General features: G+C 73.9%; 16 protein-coding genes. 6 read left to right on the top strand and 10 right to left on the bottom strand.

The genetic code is table 11. The features are described from left to right. The first annotated feature begins 182 nt into the window (after nt 1-182). Nucleotides 183-1,169, top strand: a complete 987-nt coding sequence (locus KC207_RS09750; RefSeq protein ID WP_211602823.1) for a sugar phosphate isomerase/epimerase family protein — start codon at nt 183-185, stop codon at nt 1,167-1,169. A 76-nt stretch (nt 1,170-1,245) separates the two neighbouring features. On the opposite strand, the gene KC207_RS09745 is transcribed toward KC207_RS09750, so the two are convergent. Further along, nucleotides 1,246-2,535: a TetR/AcrR family transcriptional regulator gene (locus KC207_RS09745; protein WP_211602822.1), complete on the bottom strand. Its 1,290-nt coding sequence runs from the start codon at nt 2,533-2,535 to the stop codon at nt 1,246-1,248. 208 nt (nt 2,536-2,743) lie between these two features. Between KC207_RS09745 and KC207_RS09740 the strand changes: the two genes are divergently transcribed. Next, the gene (locus tag KC207_RS09740; RefSeq protein WP_211602821.1) at nt 2,744-4,354 is read left to right on the top strand and encodes a long-chain-fatty-acid--CoA ligase; all 1,611 of its coding nucleotides are present in this window, start codon (nt 2,744-2,746) and stop codon (nt 4,352-4,354) included. On the opposite strand, the gene KC207_RS09735 is transcribed toward KC207_RS09740, so the two are convergent. Further along, nucleotides 4,341-5,414 (bottom strand): DUF418 domain-containing protein, encoded by a 1,074-nt coding sequence (locus tag KC207_RS09735; protein WP_211602820.1) that lies wholly within the window; start codon nt 5,412-5,414, stop codon nt 4,341-4,343. The genes KC207_RS09740 and KC207_RS09735 overlap by 14 nt on opposite strands. A 138-nt stretch (nt 5,415-5,552) precedes the next feature. After that, complete coding sequence (locus KC207_RS09730; protein WP_211602819.1) at nt 5,553-5,903, bottom strand: hypothetical protein; 351 nt, start codon at nt 5,901-5,903, stop codon at nt 5,553-5,555. Between the two features lie 236 nt (nt 5,904-6,139). On the opposite strand from KC207_RS09730, the gene KC207_RS09725 reads away from it, so the two are divergent. Further along, nucleotides 6,140-7,012 carry a bifunctional methylenetetrahydrofolate dehydrogenase/methenyltetrahydrofolate cyclohydrolase gene (locus KC207_RS09725; protein ID WP_211602818.1) on the top strand — a complete coding sequence of 291 codons (873 nt, stop codon included), beginning with the start codon at nt 6,140-6,142 and terminating at the stop codon, nt 7,010-7,012. A gap of 102 nt (nt 7,013-7,114) precedes the next feature. Here KC207_RS09725 and KC207_RS09720 read toward each other — a convergent pair whose 3' ends face one another. From KC207_RS09720 to cysC, 5 genes are all read right to left on the bottom strand, one after another. Then, nucleotides 7,115-8,104 carry a malate dehydrogenase gene (locus KC207_RS09720; RefSeq protein WP_211602817.1) on the bottom strand — a complete coding sequence of 330 codons (990 nt, stop codon included), beginning with the start codon at nt 8,102-8,104 and terminating at the stop codon, nt 7,115-7,117. A gap of 116 nt (nt 8,105-8,220) precedes the next feature. Further along, entirely contained in the window at nt 8,221-10,431 is a 2,211-nt protein-coding gene (locus KC207_RS09715) for an NADP-dependent isocitrate dehydrogenase (protein ID WP_211602816.1), read from the bottom strand. 94 nt (nt 10,432-10,525) lie between these two features. Continuing rightward, entirely contained in the window at nt 10,526-11,299 is a 774-nt protein-coding gene (locus KC207_RS09710; RefSeq protein ID WP_211602815.1) for a 3'(2'),5'-bisphosphate nucleotidase CysQ, read from the bottom strand. Further along, nucleotides 11,296-12,345, bottom strand: coding sequence for a sulfite exporter TauE/SafE family protein (locus KC207_RS09705; protein ID WP_249138672.1), 1,050 nt, complete (start codon nt 12,343-12,345; stop codon nt 11,296-11,298). Before KC207_RS09705 ends, KC207_RS09710 begins: the two co-directional genes overlap by 4 nt. Further along, nucleotides 12,335-13,462, bottom strand: a complete 1,128-nt coding sequence (cysC, locus tag KC207_RS09700) for an adenylyl-sulfate kinase (RefSeq protein WP_249138671.1) — start codon at nt 13,460-13,462, stop codon at nt 12,335-12,337. Before cysC ends, KC207_RS09705 begins: the two co-directional genes overlap by 11 nt. 70 nt (nt 13,463-13,532) lie before the next feature. Between cysC and cysD the strand changes: the two genes are divergently transcribed. Genes cysD through KC207_RS09685 form a run of 3 tightly spaced genes read left to right on the top strand, consistent with a single transcriptional unit; the run spans nt 13,533 to nt 16,523 of the window. After that, nucleotides 13,533-14,480 carry a sulfate adenylyltransferase subunit CysD gene (gene cysD, locus KC207_RS09695; RefSeq protein WP_211602813.1) on the top strand — a complete coding sequence of 316 codons (948 nt, stop codon included), beginning with the start codon at nt 13,533-13,535 and terminating at the stop codon, nt 14,478-14,480. Then, complete coding sequence (cysN, locus tag KC207_RS09690) at nt 14,480-15,721, top strand: sulfate adenylyltransferase subunit CysN (protein WP_211602812.1); 1,242 nt, start codon at nt 14,480-14,482, stop codon at nt 15,719-15,721. Before cysD ends, cysN begins: the two co-directional genes overlap by 1 nt. 4 nt (nt 15,722-15,725) lie before the next feature. After that, on the top strand, nt 15,726-16,523 hold the full coding sequence (locus tag KC207_RS09685) for an exodeoxyribonuclease III (protein ID WP_211602811.1): 798 nt from the start codon (nt 15,726-15,728) through the stop codon (nt 16,521-16,523). A gap of 495 nt (nt 16,524-17,018) precedes the next feature. Here the strand turns inward: KC207_RS09685 and KC207_RS09680 are convergent, their stop codons facing one another. After that, complete coding sequence (locus KC207_RS09680; RefSeq protein ID WP_211602810.1) at nt 17,019-18,359, bottom strand: HNH endonuclease signature motif containing protein; 1,341 nt, start codon at nt 18,357-18,359, stop codon at nt 17,019-17,021. Nucleotides 18,360-18,568: 209 nt separating this feature from the next. Continuing rightward, on the bottom strand, nt 18,569-19,726 hold the full coding sequence (gene galK / locus KC207_RS09675; RefSeq protein ID WP_211602809.1) for a galactokinase: 1,158 nt from the start codon (nt 19,724-19,726) through the stop codon (nt 18,569-18,571). Between the last annotated feature and the right edge of the window lie 37 nt (nt 19,727-19,763).

The raw sequence follows: 19,763 nt of genomic DNA, 5'->3' as shown, positions 1-19,763 counted from the left end.
GGGTGTTGGGGCGCGCCCCCCCCCCCGGGGGGGGGGCCGGGGGGGGGCCCCCCGGGGGGGGGCCCCCCCCCCCACGGCCCACCCGACCCTCTCCACCGACCGCCGCGACCCCGGAGCGCAGCGCGACGACCGGCCCCACGAGCAGCTCCACCCTTCACCCCTTCATCGAGAGGACCACGACGATGTGTTTCGGATTCGACGGGTACGCCCCGCTCCGTGAGGCCGCCGAGCGCGGCACCGGCCCCGACCGCCGGTCGCTGCTGCGTGGCGCGGGCGCCACCCTCATCGGCGGTGCGGCCGCCATGGGTGCGGTCGCCCCGGCCGCCGCCAAGGGCCCGAAGGCGGGCAAGGGCGGCAAGGGCCGTCCCGTGCCGCCCGGGCAGATCAGCATCCAGATGTACACGCTGCGTTCCATCACGAACAACGCGACGGTCGACGGCGTGCTCGCCACCCTCGCCGGCATCGGCTACACGAAGGTCGAGCTCGCCGGGTACTACGGCTACTCGGCCGCCGACCTCGGGGCCCTGCTCGACTCCCACGGGATCTCGGCGTCGTCGAGCCACGACGGCATCAGCGGCTCCGAGGAGGCCCTCCACGCGAAGATGGAGAACGCCGTCACCCTCGGCCAGCGCTTCATCAACGTCCCGTACCTGCGCAGCACGTCCTCGGACGCCTGGCGGGCCTGGGCCGACCAGATGAACGAGGAGGCCGCGGTCGCGAAGTCGTACGGCGTCAAGTACGGCTACCACAACCACGCGCACGAGTTCAGCGAGGAGCTGGACGACGGTTCGCGGGCGTGGGACATCTTCACCGAGCGCCTGGACCCGAGCCTGGTCCACCTCGAGGTGGACCTGTTCTGGGCCGTCACCGGCGGCCTGCAGACGGGCGAGGCGACGGAGGCCACGGCGAGCCAGTTCGCGGCCGACGTCATCGCGGCCGCCCCGCAGCAGACGCTCCAGTACCACGTGAAGGACCGCGAGCCGGGGCTCGACCCGTTCGCGGGCAACGCCTTCGCCGACGTGGGCACCGGGTTCGTCGACTTCCCGCAGATCTTCGGCGACCACATGGTCAAGGAGTTCATCGTCGAGAACGACCGGCCCGACGTCGACCCGATCACGACCGCGGAGGTCGGCTACGGCTACCTGCGGACGGTGCGCGCCGAGCGCTGACTGTCCCGGCGGCCATCGGCCGCCCCGTCCGACCGGCCGGTCGGTGACCTCTCGTCACCGGCCGGCCGTCGGCGTGTCAGGACCCGTCGGGGGAGGCGCCGCTGTCCGTGGCTCCGCTGTCCGTGGGTCCGCTCTTTGTGCGTCCGCCCACCGTGGGCCCGTCGGCGGGGGGCGCGCCGAGCGCGGCGAGGACGAGGTCCGCGACGAGGGCGCGGTGCTCGGCGGTGTCCGCCCAGTGCACCGCACGTCCGGCCTCGGTGACGACCCCGAGACCCGCGTGCACGAGGACGCGGGCCTCGGTCGGGTCCAGGTCGGGCCGGACCGCGCGCACCGCAGCCTCCCACCGCGCGACGTGCTCCCGCTGCGCCGCCCGGAGCGGCCGCTGCACGGCCGCGGGCAGACCGCCGGACTCGGCCGTGGCGACGGAGGTGAGCGCCGTGTGCTCGAAGGAGTACCCCACGTAGGCGTCGGCGAGCGCGGACAGCGCCACGGACGGGCTCCGGGCGCCGGCGGTCCGCTCCGCGACGGTCCGCTCGAGGAGGTCGGCGGCCTCGAGGCAGGCGGCGAGGAGGATGTCGGCCTTGCCGCGGTAGTGCCGGTAGAGGCCCGAGGGGGTGAGACCGACGGCGGCCGCGATGTCTCCCATCGACACCTCCGGGTAGCCGTCCCGGTGGAACAGGGGGACGGCCGCGTCGAGGATCTGCCCGCGCCGGCCGGGCGCGGGCGCGCGAGGGGGCGCGGGGACCGGCGTCGGGTGGTCCGCGTGGCCGGGGGTCGCGAGGGCGACCCGGACGGCGGCGTCCGCGAGCAGTCCCTCCGTCCGGCGCGCCGCCATCGAGGTCCGGTGCGTCGTCACGCTGCCGACGGCACCGAGAGCGGCCGCGGCGAGGACCCGTGCGTGGGCCGGGCCGACGTCGGGGGCACCCGCGTCCTGCCGGGCCGATGACACCGCCGTCGCGACACGGTCGGTGATCCGCTCGAACGTGGCGCGAAGGGCCGCGCGGTCGTCCGGCTCGAGGTAGCGCGCCTCCCATCGGTAGATACCGCCGGAGGCGCGGCCCGCGATTGTCGTCCGTGCGACGGCGCGCAGCGTCTCCTCGAGGGAGGCGTCCGGCGGCAGCTCGTCGAGGGTGGCGAGGAGCCCGTCGGCGAGCGCCGTCGCGCAGTGGACGAAGAGGGCGTACTTGTTCGGGAAGTGCCGGTAGAGGGCGGCGGCGCTGATCCCCTCGGCCGCCGCGATGTCGTCCATCCCGACGGCGTGGTAGCCCCGCTCGCTGAAGGCCCGGCCGGCGGCGGCCGCGATGAGCTCGCGGCGGTTGCGCGGCCTGGACCCCCGGGTGGTCCGCGTGGTCGCCGTGTCCGTCACGAGGTCCTCCTTCACCGCCGCGCCCTCCAGAGTCAACCACGGTCGACCCCCCCGGCGGCGGAGGGCCCGCGGGGCGGAACGCGGGCGACGCACGTGAACCGGGCATCACTTAGAAGAGAATCATGATTAACAAAAGTCTTGTCGCCCCTGGATCGGACGGGCATACTGGCGGGCATCCGCAGCAGCGTCGCCACGGAAGGCCACGGCCATGACGAGCACCCCCACGACCGCCGCCCCCACGTCCGCCCCGACCACCGCGCCCGCGTGGTCGTTCCGCCACCACTGGGTGGCGCACGTCGCGGCTCACGCCACGATGCGGCCCGAGGCCACCGCCCTCCGCTTCACGGGCCGGACGACGACCTGGCGCGAGCTCGCCGACCGCTCGTTCTCCCTCGCCGCCGCGCTGCGCGAGCGGGGGGTCGGGGCGGGTGACCGGGTCGCCCTCCTCACGCTCAACCACCCGTACTTCCTCGAGGCGGTGCTCGCGGCGAACGCCCTCGGCGCGATCGCCGTGCCGCTGAGCTTCCGGCTCGCCCCGCCGGAGCTCGACCACATCCTCGGGGACGCCGGTCCGTCGGCCGTGCTCGTCGACGCCCCGCTCGTCCCGCTGCTCGCGGCCGTCCCCGACGTCGCGGCGCGGGTCCCCACCCGCGTCGTCATCGGTGAGCGCCCCGAGGGCAGCGACCTGGAGGAGTACGAGGACCTCGTCGCCGGCCACGAGCCGCTCGAGCCGGACGACGTCCCCGAGGACGCCACCGCGCTGCTCATGTACACGTCCGGGACGACCGGGCGGCCCAAGGGGGCGATGCTCAGCCATCGCAACATGCAGGTCCAGGCGCTCACGTGCATCCGGGCGATGAACATGGTCGACGAGTCCGACGTCGGCTTCCTCACCGCGCCCTTCTTCCACATCGCGGGGCTCGGCTCGATCGTCGCCAACCTCGTCGTCGGGGTGCCGACGGTCATCCACCCGCTCGGGGCGTTCGACCCGGCCGCGGTCCTGGACGCCTACGAGCGCGAGGGCGCGACGATCGTCTTCAACGTGCCGCAGCAGTGGCAGCTCATCTGCGCCCAGCCGGACGCCGCCCAGCGCGACCTCCGCCTGCGCATCATCAGCTGGGGTGCGGCCCCCGCGAGCGACGCACTGCTGCGCCGGATGGGGGAGACTTTCCCGGACGCGCTCAACGTCGCCGTCTTCGGTCAGACCGAGACGAGCCCGATCACGTGCGTGCTCCGCGGTGAGGAGTCGCTGCGCAAGCTCGGCTCGGTCGGGCGCCCGGTGCCGACCGTCCAGTACCGCGTCGTCGACGCCGCGATGCAGGACGTGCCGGTCGGGGACGTCGGCGAGATCGTCTACCGCGGTCCGAACGTCATGCAGGGCTACTGGAACAGGCCCGAGGCGACGGCCGCGGCCTTCGACGGTGGCTGGTTCCACTCCGGCGACCTCGTGCGCCAGGACGAGGAGGGCTTCGTCTGGGTCGTCGACCGGGCCAAGGACATGATCATCAGCGGCGGCGAGAACGTGTACTGCGCCGAGGTCGAGAACGCCGTGGCCGGGCACCCGTCGGTGGTCGAGGTCGCGGTCATCGGCCGCGCCGACGACCGGTGGGGCGAGGTGCCGGTGGCGGTCGTCTCGCTGGCGCCCGGGGCCGAGTCGCTCGGCGTCGAGGAGCTGTCGGACTTCCTCCGGGACCGGCTCGCCTCGTTCAAGCACCCGAAGGCGCTCACCCTCGTCGAGGCGCTCCCGCGCAACGCCGGGGGCAAGGTCGCCAAGGGCGTGCTGCGGACCGCCGACACCGAGGCCCTCAGCGCCGGGTGACGTGCCGCCCGGCCTGCCCGGGGTCCGGCCGCTGAGGGACCCGCACCGCGCGGGAGAGCAGCTCGAAGGGGCCGGTGCCGAAGCGCCGGTCCAGCAGCAGGCAGGTCCCGACGACGAGGACCGTCGTGACCCCGAGGACGAGGAAGGAGTCGTCCCGGGCGCCGCCGCGCAGCGGTGAGATCGCCGCGAGCACGAGGATCTGGAGCGTGTACGCCGTGAAGGCGAGCCGCCCCGTCGACAGGACGGGTTCCAGGGCCGGCGCCAGCCGGGGCAGTCGTTCGCGGACCACGAGCACGAGGGCGAAGGAGCCGAGGACGACGCCGGAGGCGAGGAACGTCGCCGCGACGACCTCCGCGGTCGTCCCCGAGTAGGCGGCCGCCCCCTCGTCGGTCGCCCGGCCCATGACGTGGACGAGCGCCGCGGTGCCGAGGAGGACGGCTGCGGCGGCGGTCGTCGTGAGCAGCCGGTCGAGCCGCCCGAGGAGCATGACGAGGACGAGTCCGCCGAGCGCCATCGGCAGGAACGACGCGAGCCGGTAGTTGGCCCCGGCGGCGGTCCACAGCAGCAGGTCGCGCAGGGGGCCCGTCACCGCCCCGTCGGCGACCAGCCCGCGGGCGCGCTCCATGACGATGGGCCCGACGACCGCGGCCCCGACCGCCGCGCCGAGGGTGAGCACCGGCAGCCGGCGCAGGAGCACCGCGAGGGGGGCGAGGACGACGACGAGCACCCCGAGGTAGGGCAGGACGACGTCGATCTGGCCGTAGGTCATCTGGAGGGCGACGCCGACGACGAGCAGGAGTACCCCCCGCAGCACGTTGTCGCCGACGAACCGCGCGGCGGACACCGTGCCGGACTCCAGGCGCAGCGCCATCGCGACGGCGATGACGACGGCGAAGAGCGGCGCGGTGAGGTACTCCGAGAGCTCGAAGACACCGCCGACCGGGCTGAGGTGGGCGACGAGCATCGACAGGACGGCGATCCCACGGGCGGCGTCGAGGCCCTCCAGTCGTCCCCCGGGACCCTGCGCGTGGCGGGTGGGGCTGACGTGACGACCGCTCATGGGCCCAGTCTCGCCGAGCCGGGGCCTGCGCGTGGGCGGGACACCCCGGCGGGGCGGCGCCCGTGGGGCGAGGCGGGTCGGGCCGAGGCCGGTGGGCCGGGCGTCGCGGCCGTTCAGGCGCTCGTGGCGCCGCGGTCGTCAGCCGCTCGTGGCGTCGAGGTGCTGGAGGAGGTCGTGGGCGGCGAGCTCGACGTCCTTGTGCCGCCACTCCGAGGCGCGGTAGACGCAGGCGATGAGGGCGGAGCGGTGGACCCGACGGAGGTCGCCGACGACGAAGGCGTACCGCGCCTTCGTCCCGTCCGTCGCGCCCTCGGTGAGGCCGAGGTGCCAGCGGGCGTACTCCTCCCAGGAGTGCCGTTCGAGCCAGGCGTTCTGCCGTGCGGCGTCGGGCTGCGCCTCACCCCAGTCGCTGTCGAGGACGTACTGGCGGGTGTCGACCAGCCGTCGCACGTGGGCGACGGCGTCGGGGTTCACCGCGTAGCGGGCCATCGCCCCACGGTAGTCCTGAGAAGCCGCTCAGGAGGGTGCCGATCCGGACAGCGCCATGGCACCGAACTGCCATCGGTCCCTCCATGAGGTGCCCCGTCCGCGGGGCGGGGGTCGGCCGGGGTCACGCCGCAGGGGGCGCGACCCCGGTCCGGCTCCGTCCGGCCGCGCGAGCCGCGGCCGACGGGCCGGGCGGCCCCGCTCCGCGGGCGACCGGGGGCGGTGGGAGGATGGCCGGCGTGACGGCGACGACCCTCGACGGCAAGGCAGTGCTCGCGACGATCAAGGACGAGCTGCGGGCGCGCGTGGCGGCGCTCGCCGAGCAGGGCGTCGTCCCCGGTCTGGGGACAATCCTCGTCGGTGACGACCCCGGCAGCCGCTGGTACGTCGGCGCCAAGCACAAGGACTGCGCCGAGGTCGGCATCCACTCCATCCGGCGCGACCTGCCGACAGGGACCTCCCAGGACGAGGTCCTCGACGTCGTGCGCGAGCTCAACGCGGACCCTGCCTGCACCGGCTTCATCGTCCAGCAGCCCACGGGCCTCGACGAGAACGCGATCCTCTCGGCCGTCGACCCCGCGAAGGACGTCGACGGCCTGCACCCGACGAACCTCGGCTGGCTGGTCCTCGGGAAGGCCGCGCCGCTGCCCTGCACGCCGGTCGGCTGCATCGAGCTGCTCCGGCGCTACGATGTCCCGCTCGCCGGGGCGGAGGTCGTCGTCGTCGGGCGTGGCATCACCGTCGGTCGGCCGCTCGGGCTCATCCTCACGCGGCGGTCCGAGAACGCCACGGTCACGTTGTGCCACACCGGGACCCGGGACCTCGCCGCCGAGGTACGCCGGGCCGACGTCGTCGTCGCGGCCGCCGGGGTGCCGGGCATCGTCACCGCCGACATGGTCAAGCCCGGAGCGGCCGTCCTCGACGTGGGCGTCTCGCGGGTCGTCGACGAGGCGACCGGTAAGGCCCGGGTGGCGGGCGACGTCGCCGACGACGTGTGGGAGGTCGCCGGCCACGTGTCCCCGAACCCCGGCGGTGTCGGCCCGATGACCCGCGCGATGCTCCTGAGCAACGTCGTCCAGGTCGCCGAGCAGCAGGTCGCCGCCCGGGGCTGAACCCCGCCCGCCTGCGTCCCGAGGGCGACGCGGCGCCACGCCACCGGACACGCGAGGGCCGCGCCGGACGTGCCGGCGCGGCCCTCGGTGTCGGGCGTCGGGTCAGATGAGGCCGAGACCCGCGACGGCGTCGCGCTCGCCGACGAGCTCCTCGACCGAAGCGTCGATCCGCCCGCGGGAGAAGTCGTCGATCTCGAGGCCCTGGACGATCTCCCAGCGGCCGCCGCTGACCATGACGGGGAAGGAGGACATGATCCCCTCCTGCACCCCGTAGGAGCCGTCCGAGCGGACCGCCATCGAGACCCAGTCGCCGTCGGCGGTGCCCTCGACCCAGGTGCGGGCGTGGTCGATCGTCGCCGACGCCGCGGAGGCCGCCGAGGACGCGCCGCGCGCCTCGATGATCGCCGCGCCGCGCTTGGCGACCGTCGGGATGAAGGTGTTCTCGAGCCAGTCCTGGTCACCGACGGCCTCGGCGGCGTTGCGGCCGCCGACCTCGGCGTGGAAGAGGTCGGGGTACTGCGTCGCGGAGTGGTTGCCCCAGATCGTCATCCGGCGGATCTCGGTGACCGGCACGTCCAGCTTCGACGCGAGCTGCGAGATGGCGCGGTTGTGGTCGAGCCGGGTGAGCGCCGAGAACCGCTCGGTGGGGATGTCGGGGGCGTTGCTCATCGCGATGAGGGCGTTGGTGTTCGCCGGGTTGCCCGTGACGGTGACCCGGACGTCGTCCGCGGCGACGGCGTTGAGCGCCTTGCCCTGCGGGGCGAAGATGCCGCCGTTGGCCTCGAGGAGGTCGCCGCGCTCCATGCCCGGGCCGCGCGGGCGGGCGCCAACGAGGAGGGCGTGGTTGACGCCGTCGAAGACGACGTTCGGGTCGTCGCCGATCTCGACCTTGGCGAGCGTCGGGAACGCGCAGTCGTCGAGCTCCATGACGACGCCCTCGAGCGCCTTGAGGGCCGGGGTGATCTCGAGGAGCCGCAGCTCGACCGGGGTGTCCGGGCCGAGGAGCGCGCCGCTCGCGATGCGGAACAGGAGGCTGTAGCCGATCTGGCCGGCGGCGCCGGTGACGGCGACCTTGACGGGCGTGCTGGTCACGGGATCTCCCTTGGTCGGGTGCGGTTCAGGAGGGTCGGGCTGGCTGTCGACGCTACCAGCGCCGGCGGGGTCCGACGCCGGTCGCCGGGGTGGCCTGGACCACCCCGGCGGGCCGGTCAGCGGAGGGGGTCGATGACGGCGTTGAACGTCGCCGACGGGCGCATGACGGCCGCGGCCTTGTCACCGTCGGGCCGGTAGTAGCCGCCGATGTCGGCCGGCTCGCCCTGGACGGCGACGAGCTCGGACTCGATCGTCTCGGTCTCGGCGACGAGCTTCTCGGCCACCGGGCCGAAGACCTCCGCGAGCTGCTCGTCGCGCGTCTGCGCCGCGAGCTCCTGGGCCCAGTAGCGGGCGAGCCAGAAGTGGCTGCCGCGGTTGTCCGTCGAGCCGACCTTGCGCGAGGGCCCCTTGTTCTCGTTGAGCAGGGTCTCGGTCGCCTTGTCGAGGGCGTCGCCGAGCACCCCGGCGCGGTCGTTGCCGGCGTCGGCCTCGTGCCGGAAGGACTCGGCGAGGGCGAGGAACTCCCCGAGGCTGTCCCAGCGCAGGTAGTCCTGCTCGACGAGCTGCTGGACGTGCTTCGGGGCCGAGCCGCCGGCGCCGGTCTCGAAGAGCCCGCCGCCGTTCATGAGCGGCACGACGGAGAGCATCTTCGCCGAGGTCCCGACCTCGAGGATCGGGAAGAGGTCGGTGTTGTAGTCGCGCAGGACGTTGCCGGTGACCGAGATCGTGTCCTCGCCACGGCGGATCCGCTCGACGGACAGCCTCGCGGCCTCGACCGGCGCGAGGACCCGGATGTCGAGGCCCTCGGTGTCGTGCTCGGCGAGGTACTCGTGGACCTTCGCGACGAGGTTGCGGTCGTGCGCGCGCGTCTCGTCGAGCCAGAACACGGCGGGGGTGTCCGAGGCCCGGGCGCGCGTCACGGCGAGCTTGACCCAGTCGCGGATCGGGGCGTCCTTGGTCTGGCAGGCGCGCCACACGTCGCCCGTCTCGACCTCGTGGGACATGAGGACGTCGCCGCCGCTGCTCACGACCTCGACGGTGCCCGGGGCGGGCATCTCGAAGGTCTTGTCGTGGCTGCCGTACTCCTCGGCCTTCTGCGCCATGAGGCCGACGTTGGGGACCGAGCCCATCGTCGTCGGGTCGTACGCGCCGTGCTCCTTGCAGTCGTCGATGACGGCCTGGTAGACGCCGGCGTACGAGCTGTCGGGGATGACGGCGAGGGTGTCGTGCTCGCCGCCGTCCGGGCCCCACATGTGCCCCGAGGTGCGGATCATCGCCGGCATCGAGGCGTCGATGATGACGTCGCTCGGGACGTGGAGGTTCGTGATGCCCTTGTCCGAGTTGACCATCGCCATCCGGGGGCCGTCGGCGAGGCCCTGCTCGAAGGCCGCGCGGATCTCGACCCGGTTCGGCAGCGCGTCGAGCCCGTCGAGGATGCCGCCGAGACCGTTGTTCGGGGACAGGCCCGCGGCCTTGAGGTCGGCGCCGTGGCGGGCGAAGACCTCGGGGAAGAACGCCTTGACGACGTGGCCGAAGATGATCGGGTCGCTGACCTTCATCATCGTCGCCTTGAGGTGGACCGAGAAGAGGACGTCGTCGGCCTTGGCCTGCGCGATCTGCTCCTTCAGGAAGGCCTCGAGCGCGGCGACGTGCATGACGGTGGAGTCGACGACCTCGCCCGCGAGCACCGGGATGCCCTCCTTGAGGACGGTGACGGTGCCGTCGGTGCCCTTGTGGCGGATCGTCAGGCTGTCGTCGGCGTCCATGACGACGGACTGCTCGTTGCTGCGGAAGTCGTCGGCGCCCATCGTCGCGACGCGGGTCCTGCTGTCGGCAGACCACTCGCCCATCGAGTGCGGATGGTTGCGGGCGTAGTTCTTCACCGCGGCGGGCGCGCGCCGGTCGGAGTTGCCCTCGCGCAGGACCGGGTTGACGGCGCTGCCCTTGACCTTGTCGTACCGGGCGCGGACGTCGCGCTCCTCGTCGGTCGAGGGCTCGTCCGGGTAGTCCGGCAGGTCGTACCCCTGGCCCTGGAGCTCGCGGATCGCGGCCTTGAGCTGCGGCATCGAGGCGGAGATGTTCGGCAGCTTGATGATGTTCGCGTCCGGCGTCGTCGCGAGCTCCCCGAGCTCGGCGAGGTCGTCGGACACCCGCTGCTCGTCGGTCAGCCGGTCGGGGAACTGGGCGAGGATGCGGCCGGCGAGCGAGATGTCGCGGGTCTCCACGTCGACGCCGGCGGACTGGGCGAAGGCCTGGACGACCGGCAGGAACGAGTACGTGGCCAGCATCGGGGCCTCGTCGGTGAGGGTGTAGATGATCTTCGCCATGGGGCGCCGGCTCCTCGGGTCGGGAATATCTTGACGTCAAGACAAATCCTACCGGAGCCGGGCCGGCGGCGACACCCCGCGCGGGTCCCGCCGGCTACGCGTGCGCGTCGTCCGCCAGGGCGTCGAGGGCGGCCCGGACCTCGTCGAGGACCTCGGGGCGGGCGACGACGAGGTCGGGGAGGTAGGGGTCCTCGCGGTTGTACTGCAGCGGCGACCCGTCGACCCGGGTCGGGGCCAGGCCGTACCCGGTCGCGACGGCGACCGGGGCCGCGGAGTCCCACTCGTACTGGCCCCCGGCGTGGACGTAGGCGTCGACGGTGCCGTCGAGGACCGCCATCGCCTTGACCCCGGCCGAGCCCATCGGCACGAGCTCGGCGCCGAGCCGCTCGGCGAGGGCGGCGACGAACTCCGGCGGCCGGCTACGGCTCACGGCGAGACGGACCGGTCCGTCGGGCCGGGCGGGCAGCGCCTCGGGGCGGTCCATCCGCAGGACGAGGTCCCGGGCCGGCAGTCCCACGGCCCCGGCGACCAGGGCACCCCGCTCCCAGAGGGCGACGTGCACGGCCCAGTCGTCCCGCGGGCGCTCGGAGAACTCGCGGGTGCCGTCGAGGGGGTCGACGATCCACACCCGGTCGGCGGTCACCCGGGCCACGTCGTCCGAGCCCTCCTCGCTGAGGACGGCGTCGTCGGGGCGCCAGGCGGTGAGCAGCGCGAGGATCCGCTCGTGGGCCACCCGGTCGCCGTGGTCCTTGAGGTCCCTGCCCTCGAGGTCGGCGCGGTCGGCGCGGACCTCGACGAGCAGGTGGCCGGCCTCGGCGGCGACCGCGGCGGCGACCTCGTGGTCGGATCCGGGATCGGGGGCGGTCATCGGGTGGTCCTCTCGTCGGGTCCGGGTCGGTCCGTGGGGTCGGTCGTGGCGGTCGTGGCGGTCGTGGAGGCCGTGGAGGCCGCGGGGGGCGTCGTGTCCGCGGGGTGCTCCGGCGCCGGGGGGTCCCCGGTGCGCCGGTCCATGGGGTCGAAGGAGGAGAAGGCGGGGAGGCCGTGGGCTCGGCGGAGGACGGCCCAGCCGAGGGGGCCGAGCACGAGGAGGGCCGCGCCGATCGCGCCGACCGTCGTCGGCGGCACCCCGAGGAGTGCCAGCCCGGTGAGGGTGAGGACGATGACGATGCCGCGCCGGATCGCCGACCCCGGGACCCAGGCGGCGAGCCGGGCGCCGAGCATCGTCCCGGGCGTGCCACCCACGACGAGGGGGACGAGCACGTTCCAGTCGACGCCCGAGGTGATGACGTGCCCGACGGCGGCGGCGAGGACGAGCGGGACGGCCTGGACGAGGTCGGTGCCGACGAGGCGCCGTGCCGCGAGGCCCGGGTGCAGCAGGAGGAGGGCGACCATGATGATCGAGCCGGACCCGACGCTCGTGAGGCCGACGAGCAGCCCGCCCACCGCCCCGACGGCGATCGTCGCGACCGTGCGCCCCTGCGCCGCGTCGCCGGTCCCGCGGCCCCAGCCCCGGAACACCGAGCCGTAGACCCGCAGGGTGTACGTCGACGCCGCGAGCAGCAGCGCGACGCCGATGAAGACCTTGAGGAGGTCCTCCTGCTCCTCGGGTGACCCGACGAGCCGGATGAGGAAGGCCCCGGCGAAGGCGAACGGTACGGAGCCGACGACGAGCAGCCTCGCGAGCCGCCAGTCCGGGGAGCCGGTGCGAGCGTGCACGGCGGCGCCGACGGACTTGTTGACGGCCGCCGCGACGAGGTCGTTGGCGACGGCGGCGCTCGGGGGGATGCCGAGGAAGACCAGGGCGGGCGTCATGAGGGCTCCGCCGCCCATGCCGGTGAGCCCGACGACGATGCCGACGAGGAAGCTGACGACGAGGACCGCCAGCGCGGCCTGGGTGAGGAGCTCAGCGGGCACGGCCAACCTCCGGGTCGAGCAGGGCGAGGACCTCGTCGGCGCACGCGCCGACGTCGCGGCCCGTCGTGTCGATCCGAAGGTCGGGCTCGTCCGGGACGTCGTAGGGCGCCGAGATGCCGGTGAAGTCCGGGATCTCGCCGCGTCGGGCCCGGGCGTAGAGGCCCTTGCGGTCTCGGCGCTCGCACTCCTCGAGGGGGGTGGCGACGTGGACGAGGACGAACCGCGCGCCGCGGTCGGCCGCCATCGCGGCGACGTCCCGGCGGACCGCGTCCTCGGGGGCGATCGGGCTGCACACGGCGATGCCGCCGTGGTGGGCGACCTCGGCGGCGACCCAGCCGATGCGGCGCACGTTCGTGCGGCGGTCCTCCGGGGAGAAGCCGAGCCCTGCCGTGAGGTGCCGGCGGACGACGTCACCGTCGAGCAGCGTCACCGGCGTCCCGCCCTCGACGAGCCGGGTGGCCACCGTGCGCGCGATCGTCGACTTGCCCGACCCGGAGAGGCCGGTGAGGAGGAGGACGACCCCGGCCGGGTGGTCTCCGCCCTCGGCGGGGCGGCCGGCCCCGCCGGAGCCGGTGGTCGGCACGAGACCCAGGGTCGCGAGGAGGGCGGCGCGGCGGTCGAGGTCGTCCGGGACCGGGACCACGAGCACCCGGGCGCCGGAGGACGCGGCGGCGGAGACGGCAGCGCGCACCGTGGCGGTGCCCGCGAGGGGGCCGTCGAGGGAGGTCGAGGCCAGGACGAGGAGCGTCGCGCCGGCAGGGACGCCGTCCGGCACCTCGTCGGCGGCGGCGACGAGCACGACCTGCTCGCCGGACAGGTCCCGCGGCCCGGTGAGGTGGAGGTCCTGGAAGGGGCGGGACGACGGCGCCGAGAGCCAGACCGGCCGACCGGTCACGTGCTCGTCGCCGACGCGCCCGACGTCCTCGAGCCGCGCGACGGGGACGCCCTCGGGGTCGACGACCTCGACGGCGCCGGCGGTCAGGGCGGCGTCGAGGTCCTCAGGTGACAGGCGCAGTGGCCGCGGCCCGGCGGTCGGTCCGTAGAGCCCGCGGCGCAGCAGGTCGAGGTCGTCGAGATCCGCCCGGGAGGGGCAGACGGTCGGTGGGCGAGGGGTCACGACCGATAGTGTGCCAAGCGCCCATCGGCCCTCGGGCGGACGCTCGATCGCCGAGACCGAAGGTTCGGTTATGGTGCTCAAAACTTGCCGTCATGAAAGGTCCCGCGTGACGACCCAGCCGACGTACCGGCTCTCGCAGCTCGACGAGCTCGAGGCCGAGTCCATCCACATCTTCCGGGAGGTGGTCGCCGAGCTCGAGCGGCCCGTCCTGATGTTCAGCGGGGGCAAGGACTCCATCGTCATGCTCCGTCTCGCGGAGAAGGCATTCCACCCCGCCCGCATCCCGTTCCCGGTGCTGCAGGTCGACACGGGGTACGACTTCCCCGAGGTCCTCGCGTGCCGGGACTCCTGGGTCGACCGGCTCGGGGTGCGGCTGCTCGTCGCCTCCGTCGAGGAGGCCATCGCCGACGGCGTCGTCGTCGACGACGGACGCACGAGCCGCAACCGGCTCCAGATCGGGACGCTGCTGCACGCCATCGAGGAGAACGCCTTCACCGCGGCCTTCGGTGGCGGGCGCCGGGACGAGGAGAAGGCCCGCGCCAAGGAGCGGGTGTACTCGCACCGCGACGAGTTCGGCCAGTGGGACCCGAAGAACCAGCGTCCCGAGCTGTGGTCGCTCTACAACGGGCGGCTCCACGAGGGCGAGCACATGCGGGTGTTCCCGCTGTCGAACTGGACCGAGCTCGACATCTGGGACTACATCACCCGCGAGCGCATCGAGATCCCCTCGATCTACTTCAGCCACCGCCGCCGCGTCTTCGAGCGCGACGGGATGCTGCTGTCCGAGAGCGAGTTCAACCCGCTGCGGGAGGGTGAGACGGTGCAGGAGCGCACCGTCCGCTTCCGGACCGTCGGGGACCTCACCCTCACCGGCTGCGTCGAGAGCGAGGCCGCCACGCTCGAGGAGATCGTCGAGGAGGTCGGTGCCTCCCGGATCACCGAGCGCGGCGCCACCCGCGGCGACGACCGGTTCTCCGAGGCCGCCATGGAGGACCGCAAGAAGGAGGGCTACTTCTGATGGACCTGCTCCGTTTCGCCACCGCCGGCTCGGTCGACGACGGCAAGTCCACCCTCATCGGGCGGCTGCTGCTGGACTCCAAGTCGATCTTCGAGGACCAGCTCGAGGCGGTCGAGGCCACCTCGCGCACCAAGGGCTACGACTACACCGACCTCGCGCTGCTCACCGACGGCCTGCGCTCCGAGCGGGAGCAGGGCATCACGATCGACGTGGCCTACCGCTACTTCGCGACGCCGAAGCGCAAGTTCATCATCGCCGACACCCCGGGCCACGTGCAGTACACGCGGAACATGGTGACCGGCGCGTCGACGGCCGACCTCGGGCTCGTCCTCGTCGACGCGCGTCAGGGGCTCACCGAGCAGTCCCGTCGGCACGCGGTCATCCTGTCGCTGCTGCGGGTGCGCCACCTCGTCCTCGCCGTCAACAAGATGGACCTCGTCGACTTCGACCGGGCGACCTTCGAGCGGATCCGGGACGAGTTCGCGGCGTTCACCGCGCGGCTCAACGTGCCCGACCTCACCGTCATCCCGATCTCGGCCCTGCAGGGCGACAACGTCGTGACGCGCAGCGAGAACATGCCGTGGTACGACGGCTCGTCGCTGCTGCACCACCTCGAGAACGTCCACATCGCCGCCGACCGCGAGCTGCGCGACGTGCGCTTCCCCGTGCAGTACGTCGTCCGGCCGAAGTCGGACGAGTACCACGACTACCGCGGCTACGCGGGACAGGTGGCGAGCGGGGTCCTCAAGCCCGGCGACGAGGTCATGGTCCTGCCGAGCGGGCTCACGAGCCGGATCGCGGGGATCGACCTGTTCGACCGGGAGATCGAGGAGGCCTACCCCCCGATGTCGGTCGTCGTCCGGCTCGAGGACGACCTCGACGTCTCGCGGGGCGACATGATCTGCCGGCCGCACAACCAGCCGGACCAGTCCCAGGACGTCGACGCGATGGTGTGCTGGATGACGAAGGAGCCGTTGCGTCCGCGCCAGAAGCTCGCGATCAAGCACACGACGCGCAGCGCCCGGGCGGTGGTCAAGGACGTCCAGTACCGGCTCGACATCAACACCCTGCACCGCGACGCCGACACCCACGAGCTCGGGCTCAACGAGATCGGCCGGGTCCGGCTGCGCACGACCCAGCAGCTGCTCACCGACCCCTACGAGCAGAACCGGGTCACCGGGTCGTTCATCCTCATCGACGAGGCCACCGGGGTCACCGTCGGTGCGGGGATGATCAACTGACGGGGTGCTCCTCGCCAGCGTCAACGTCAACGGGATCCGGGCGGCGGTCCGGCGGGGCGGCCTGGACTGGCTCGCCGCGTCGGGCGTCGACGTCCTGACCCTCCAGGAGGTCCGGGCCGACGACGCCCAGCTGCGGACGGCGCTGCGCGGCAGCGTGTTCGAGGGCTGGGAGGTCGCGCACGCCCCGAGCATGGCGAAGGGCCGCGCCGGCGTCGCCGTCCTGAGCCGGCTACCGGTCGAGGCGGTGCGCACGGACGTCGGTCCCGAGTTCGAGGGCGCCGGCCGGTGGGTCGAGGCCGACGTCGTCGACGGTGACCACCGGGTGACCGTCGCCTCGGCGTACGTCCACACCGGCGAGGCGGGCACGGCGAAGCAGGACGAGAAGGACCGCTTCCTCACGCGGGTGGGGGAGCGGATCGCGTCGTGGTCGGCGGCCGGGCGTTCCGCCGTCGTCACCGGTGACCTCAACGTCGCGCACACGCAGGACGACCTGAGGAACTGGAAGGGCAACCGCGGCAAGGCGGGGTTCCTGCCGGAGGAGCAGGCCCACCTCGACCGCTGGGCCGCCGAGCACGAGGCGGTCGACGTCCACCGACGGCTGCACGGGCCGGGGCCGGGTCCCTACACGTGGTGGTCGTGGCGGGGGAAGGCGTTCGACAACGACGCCGGCTGGCGGATCGACTACCACTGGGCGACGGCACCGCTCGCGGCCCGGGCGACCCGCGCCGAGGTCGGGCGGGCGCCGAGCTACGCCGAGCGCTGGAGCGACCACGCGCCGGTGCTCGTCGAGTACGCCGTCTGAGCAGAGGCGTCCTCGCACCGCCTTCGCCGCGGAGCGTTCGAGCCTCGAGGGGAGACCCCGTCGCTCGGACGGAGTGGTCGACCTTCCTCCGGCGATCAGCTCTCGCTGCTGCACCCTGACACGGCGTGGCGAGGAGAAGCCGGAGGACGACGGTGACCTCTCGGACGAGCCAGGAGAGTGGAGACCCATCGAGTGGGTCGATCTGAGCGTCCAGCAGGGCTCGATCCTCCTGTGGGCCGACACCGACGGGATGGGCTTCACGCGAGCCCTGATCGACGGCATGGTGCGAGTGGTCAGCGAGGAGCTGCAGCGGATCGGAGCCGATGCCTCGATCTCGGTGGCGAAATCTCGGTGGCGAACCCGGTGTCCGGGTAGCAGTGGTGGGAGGGCGATGCCGATCCACCGGTCGCACAGCTCCGGGTCGCCGGGTGCCCGGGTCCTGTGATCGCGCGGTGGCGTCGAGCAGTCACGGTGGAGGGCGGCCGGGAGGCCGGGCTAGGCGGCTCGGGGTGCCGTGTCGATGGTGAGGGCTCGGTCATAGGAGCCGGGGGTGAGGTCCCAGACGACGTACCGGCCGTGGTCGTCGGGTCGGCCGCGGACCTCGGCCCAGAGCCGTCGTCGGTGGACGGCCGTGTGGTGACGTTGGCAGAGCAGCGCGGCGTTGCCGACGTCCGAGCGGCCCCCGTCGGCCCAGTGCCGGACGTGGTGGGCGCGGGCCCAGTCGGCCGGCGCCCCGCATCCCGGGTACGTGCAACCGCGGTCGCGACGCCGCAACAGTCGGCGCTGCGCGCGGGTGAAGAGCCGGGCGACCCGGCCGACGTCGAGGAGCTCGCCCTCGGTGCCGAGGACGTACGGCACGAGCGCCGCATCGCAGGCGATCCGGCGGAGGGCCTCCGGCGCGACGAGCACGCCGTCGGCGGTCGAGCCGAGGACCTCGGCAGCGCCGGTGCGACCCTCGAGGTCCGTGAGGTCGACGCTCACGTGGAGCACGGCGGGGGCGGTGGACGGGTCGCCGGCTTCCCCCGCGTCGATCGCGCTGGAGCGACGGCAGACCTCGGTCAGGGCCTCGACGCGCCGCTGGCCGGCCGGGCGGAGGTCCCGCTCGCCCGTCTCCGGGTTCGGGGCGGGGGCGGAGAGCGGTCCGATCGCGGCCTCGAGGGCCGCCGCCTGCTCGGGAGCCATCCACAGCTGGTACTCGGTGAGGTCGCCGGACTCGACCCGCGGCGCGGAGAGCCGGGCTGCCTGCGCGAGCCGGTGCTGCAGGTCGTCGACAGCGCCAACGTGGCCGTACTCGGCGACGAGGCGTGGCCGCAGCCCACGCATCACCGTGGGTCCCCACTCGGCGGCGAGGTCGAGGAGCCCGGCGGTGACCGTCGGCAGGGCCTCCTCGCGCAGGTGCGGCGCCAGCCTCGTGCACTCACGCAGGACGGCGCAGGCGGTGCCGGTCTCGACCTGACCCGACTCGACCGCTCGCCACGCGAGGCCGAGGGGCGAGGCCTCGTCGACCGCGGCGGTGGCGAGTCCCGAGCCCGCCGATCCCACGTCCACCGCCAGCCGGGCGAGCGACGCGGACCCGCCCTGCCGCAGCGACGGCGCGTGCTCCCGGACCCAGGCCTGGGTCTCCGACCCGGCGACCTCGCCGCGGCGGACCGCCTCGACGGTGACCGCGGCGCGCGCCGCGGATCCCTTCGCGGTGACGTCGTCGACGAGCCCCATGAGGTCGGCCAGCTCCGGACCCGACGCCTCACCCAGCACCTGGGTGAGGCCGTCGAGGGCCTCTCGCGCAGCCTCGAGGGCGGAGCGTCGCTCCGTCAGTGTGCTGGTCCCCCCGGCCATGCTCCATGATATCGAACATGTGTTCGATGACGCAAGGGTCGAGGCGGACCTGTGGAGAGTGTCCGTCGGCGGGATACCGACACTCGGGGCCGGAGCCGGGCAGCGGTCCACCGCGGGAGGGTCGACCCCGTGGGGACGGGGTGGATCCTCCCGGCGAGGGCCGGACGCCGGGCCGGATCCTCCAGGGGAGGACCGGAAGCCGAGCCCCCTCAGGCGTCCCGGGCGGCGGGCGGACCCGCGGTCACGGCGAAGCAGCGCGGCGCGGTCCACCCGCGCTCGGCGAACGCGGCCCGCACGGACTCCTCGGCCGCGGCCACCGACCCCTCCGGGACGAGCGCGATCGACGACCCACCGAACCCGCCCCCCGTCATCCGCGCCCCGAGCGCCCCGGCCGAGAGCGCCGCGTCCACCGACACGTCGAGCTCCTCGCAGCTCACCTCGTAGTCGTCGCGCAGCGAGGCGTGCGACGCCGCGAACAACCGCCCGACCTCCTCGAGGTCGCCGGCCCGCAGCGCCGCGACCGCCTCCTCGACCCGGGCGATCTCGGTGACGACGTGCCGGGTACGCCGCCGCAGCTCGTCGCCGGACAGCCGGTCCAACGCCGAGCCCAGCCCGCCCACCGGGACCTCCCGCAGCGTCCCGACGCCCAGCTCGTCCGCCGCCCGCTCGCACGCCCGCCGCCGCTCCTCGTACTGCCCGTCGTTGAGCGCGTGCGCCGCCCGGGTGTCCGTGACGAGCAGGACGAGCCCGTGCGCGGCGAGGTCGAACGGCACGTGCTCGGTCCCGCCGGACCGGCAGTCGAGGAGAAGGGCCGAACCCTCGCGGCACAGCAGCGACGCCGACTGGTCCATCCCCCCGGTCGCCGCCCCCGCCACCTCGTTCTCGGCGCGCACGCACGCTGCCGCGAGCCGGGCCCGCGCGACGTCCCCGTCGAGCAGGTCGAGCCCGAAGAGGTCGGACGCGGCGGCCCCGACGGCGCACTCGAGCGCGGCCGAGCTCGACAGTCCCGCGCCGAGCGGCACCTCGCTGTCGACCGTCACGTCCATCCCGCGCACCGCGAACCCGTCCTCGCGCAGCGCCCAGAGCACCCCCGCGACGTAGGCGGTCCAGCCCTCCGGGACGCCCGGCCCCACGTCCGACAACGACACCTCGACCGTCTCGCCCGCCTGGACCGAGTGCAGCCGCAGCACCTCGTCGGAGCGGGCCGACGCGGCCGCGACCGTGCGGTGCGGCAACGCGATCGGGAGGGCCAGGCCACCGTTGTAGTCCGTGTGCTCGCCGATGAGGTTGACCCGCCCCGGAGCGGACCACACCCCGTCGGGCTCCCGGCCGTGGACGTCCAGATGGGTGGCGGCGGGACTCGTCATGCGGGTGAGTCTAGGGAGGGGCGGCAGGGCACAATGG

It is taken from the genome of Phycicoccus avicenniae, assembly GCF_018139485.1.
GTDB classification, from domain to species: Bacteria; Actinomycetota; Actinomycetes; order Actinomycetales; family Dermatophilaceae; genus Phycicoccus; species Phycicoccus avicenniae.
Note: the sequence above shows the minus strand (reverse complement) of the source record. Positions and strands in the feature narration are given on the sequence as shown.

What these genes read in the sequence shown, in the direction of transcription:
- KC207_RS09750 (WP_211602823.1), top strand. Translation starts at nt 183, where the DNA reads ATGTGTTTCGGATTCGACGGGTACGCCCCGCTCCGTGAGGCCGCCGAG.
- KC207_RS09740 (WP_211602821.1), top strand. Translation starts at nt 2,744, where the DNA reads ATGACGAGCACCCCCACGACCGCCGCCCCCACGTCCGCCCCGACCACC.
- KC207_RS09735 (WP_211602820.1), bottom strand. Translation starts at nt 5,414, where the DNA reads ATGAGCGGTCGTCACGTCAGCCCCACCCGCCACGCGCAGGGTCCCGGG.
- KC207_RS09730 (WP_211602819.1), bottom strand. Translation starts at nt 5,903, where the DNA reads ATGGCCCGCTACGCGGTGAACCCCGACGCCGTCGCCCACGTGCGACGG.
- KC207_RS09715 (WP_211602816.1), bottom strand. Translation starts at nt 10,431, where the DNA reads ATGGCGAAGATCATCTACACCCTCACCGACGAGGCCCCGATGCTGGCC.
- KC207_RS09710 (WP_211602815.1), bottom strand. Translation starts at nt 11,299, where the DNA reads ATGACCGCCCCCGATCCCGGATCCGACCACGAGGTCGCCGCCGCGGTC.
- cysD (WP_211602813.1), top strand. Translation starts at nt 13,533, where the DNA reads ATGGTGCTCAAAACTTGCCGTCATGAAAGGTCCCGCGTGACGACCCAG.
- cysN (WP_211602812.1), top strand. Translation starts at nt 14,480, where the DNA reads ATGGACCTGCTCCGTTTCGCCACCGCCGGCTCGGTCGACGACGGCAAG.
- KC207_RS09680 (WP_211602810.1), bottom strand. Translation starts at nt 18,359, where the DNA reads ATGGCCGGGGGGACCAGCACACTGACGGAGCGACGCTCCGCCCTCGAG.
- galK (WP_211602809.1), bottom strand. Translation starts at nt 19,726, where the DNA reads ATGACGAGTCCCGCCGCCACCCATCTGGACGTCCACGGCCGGGAGCCC.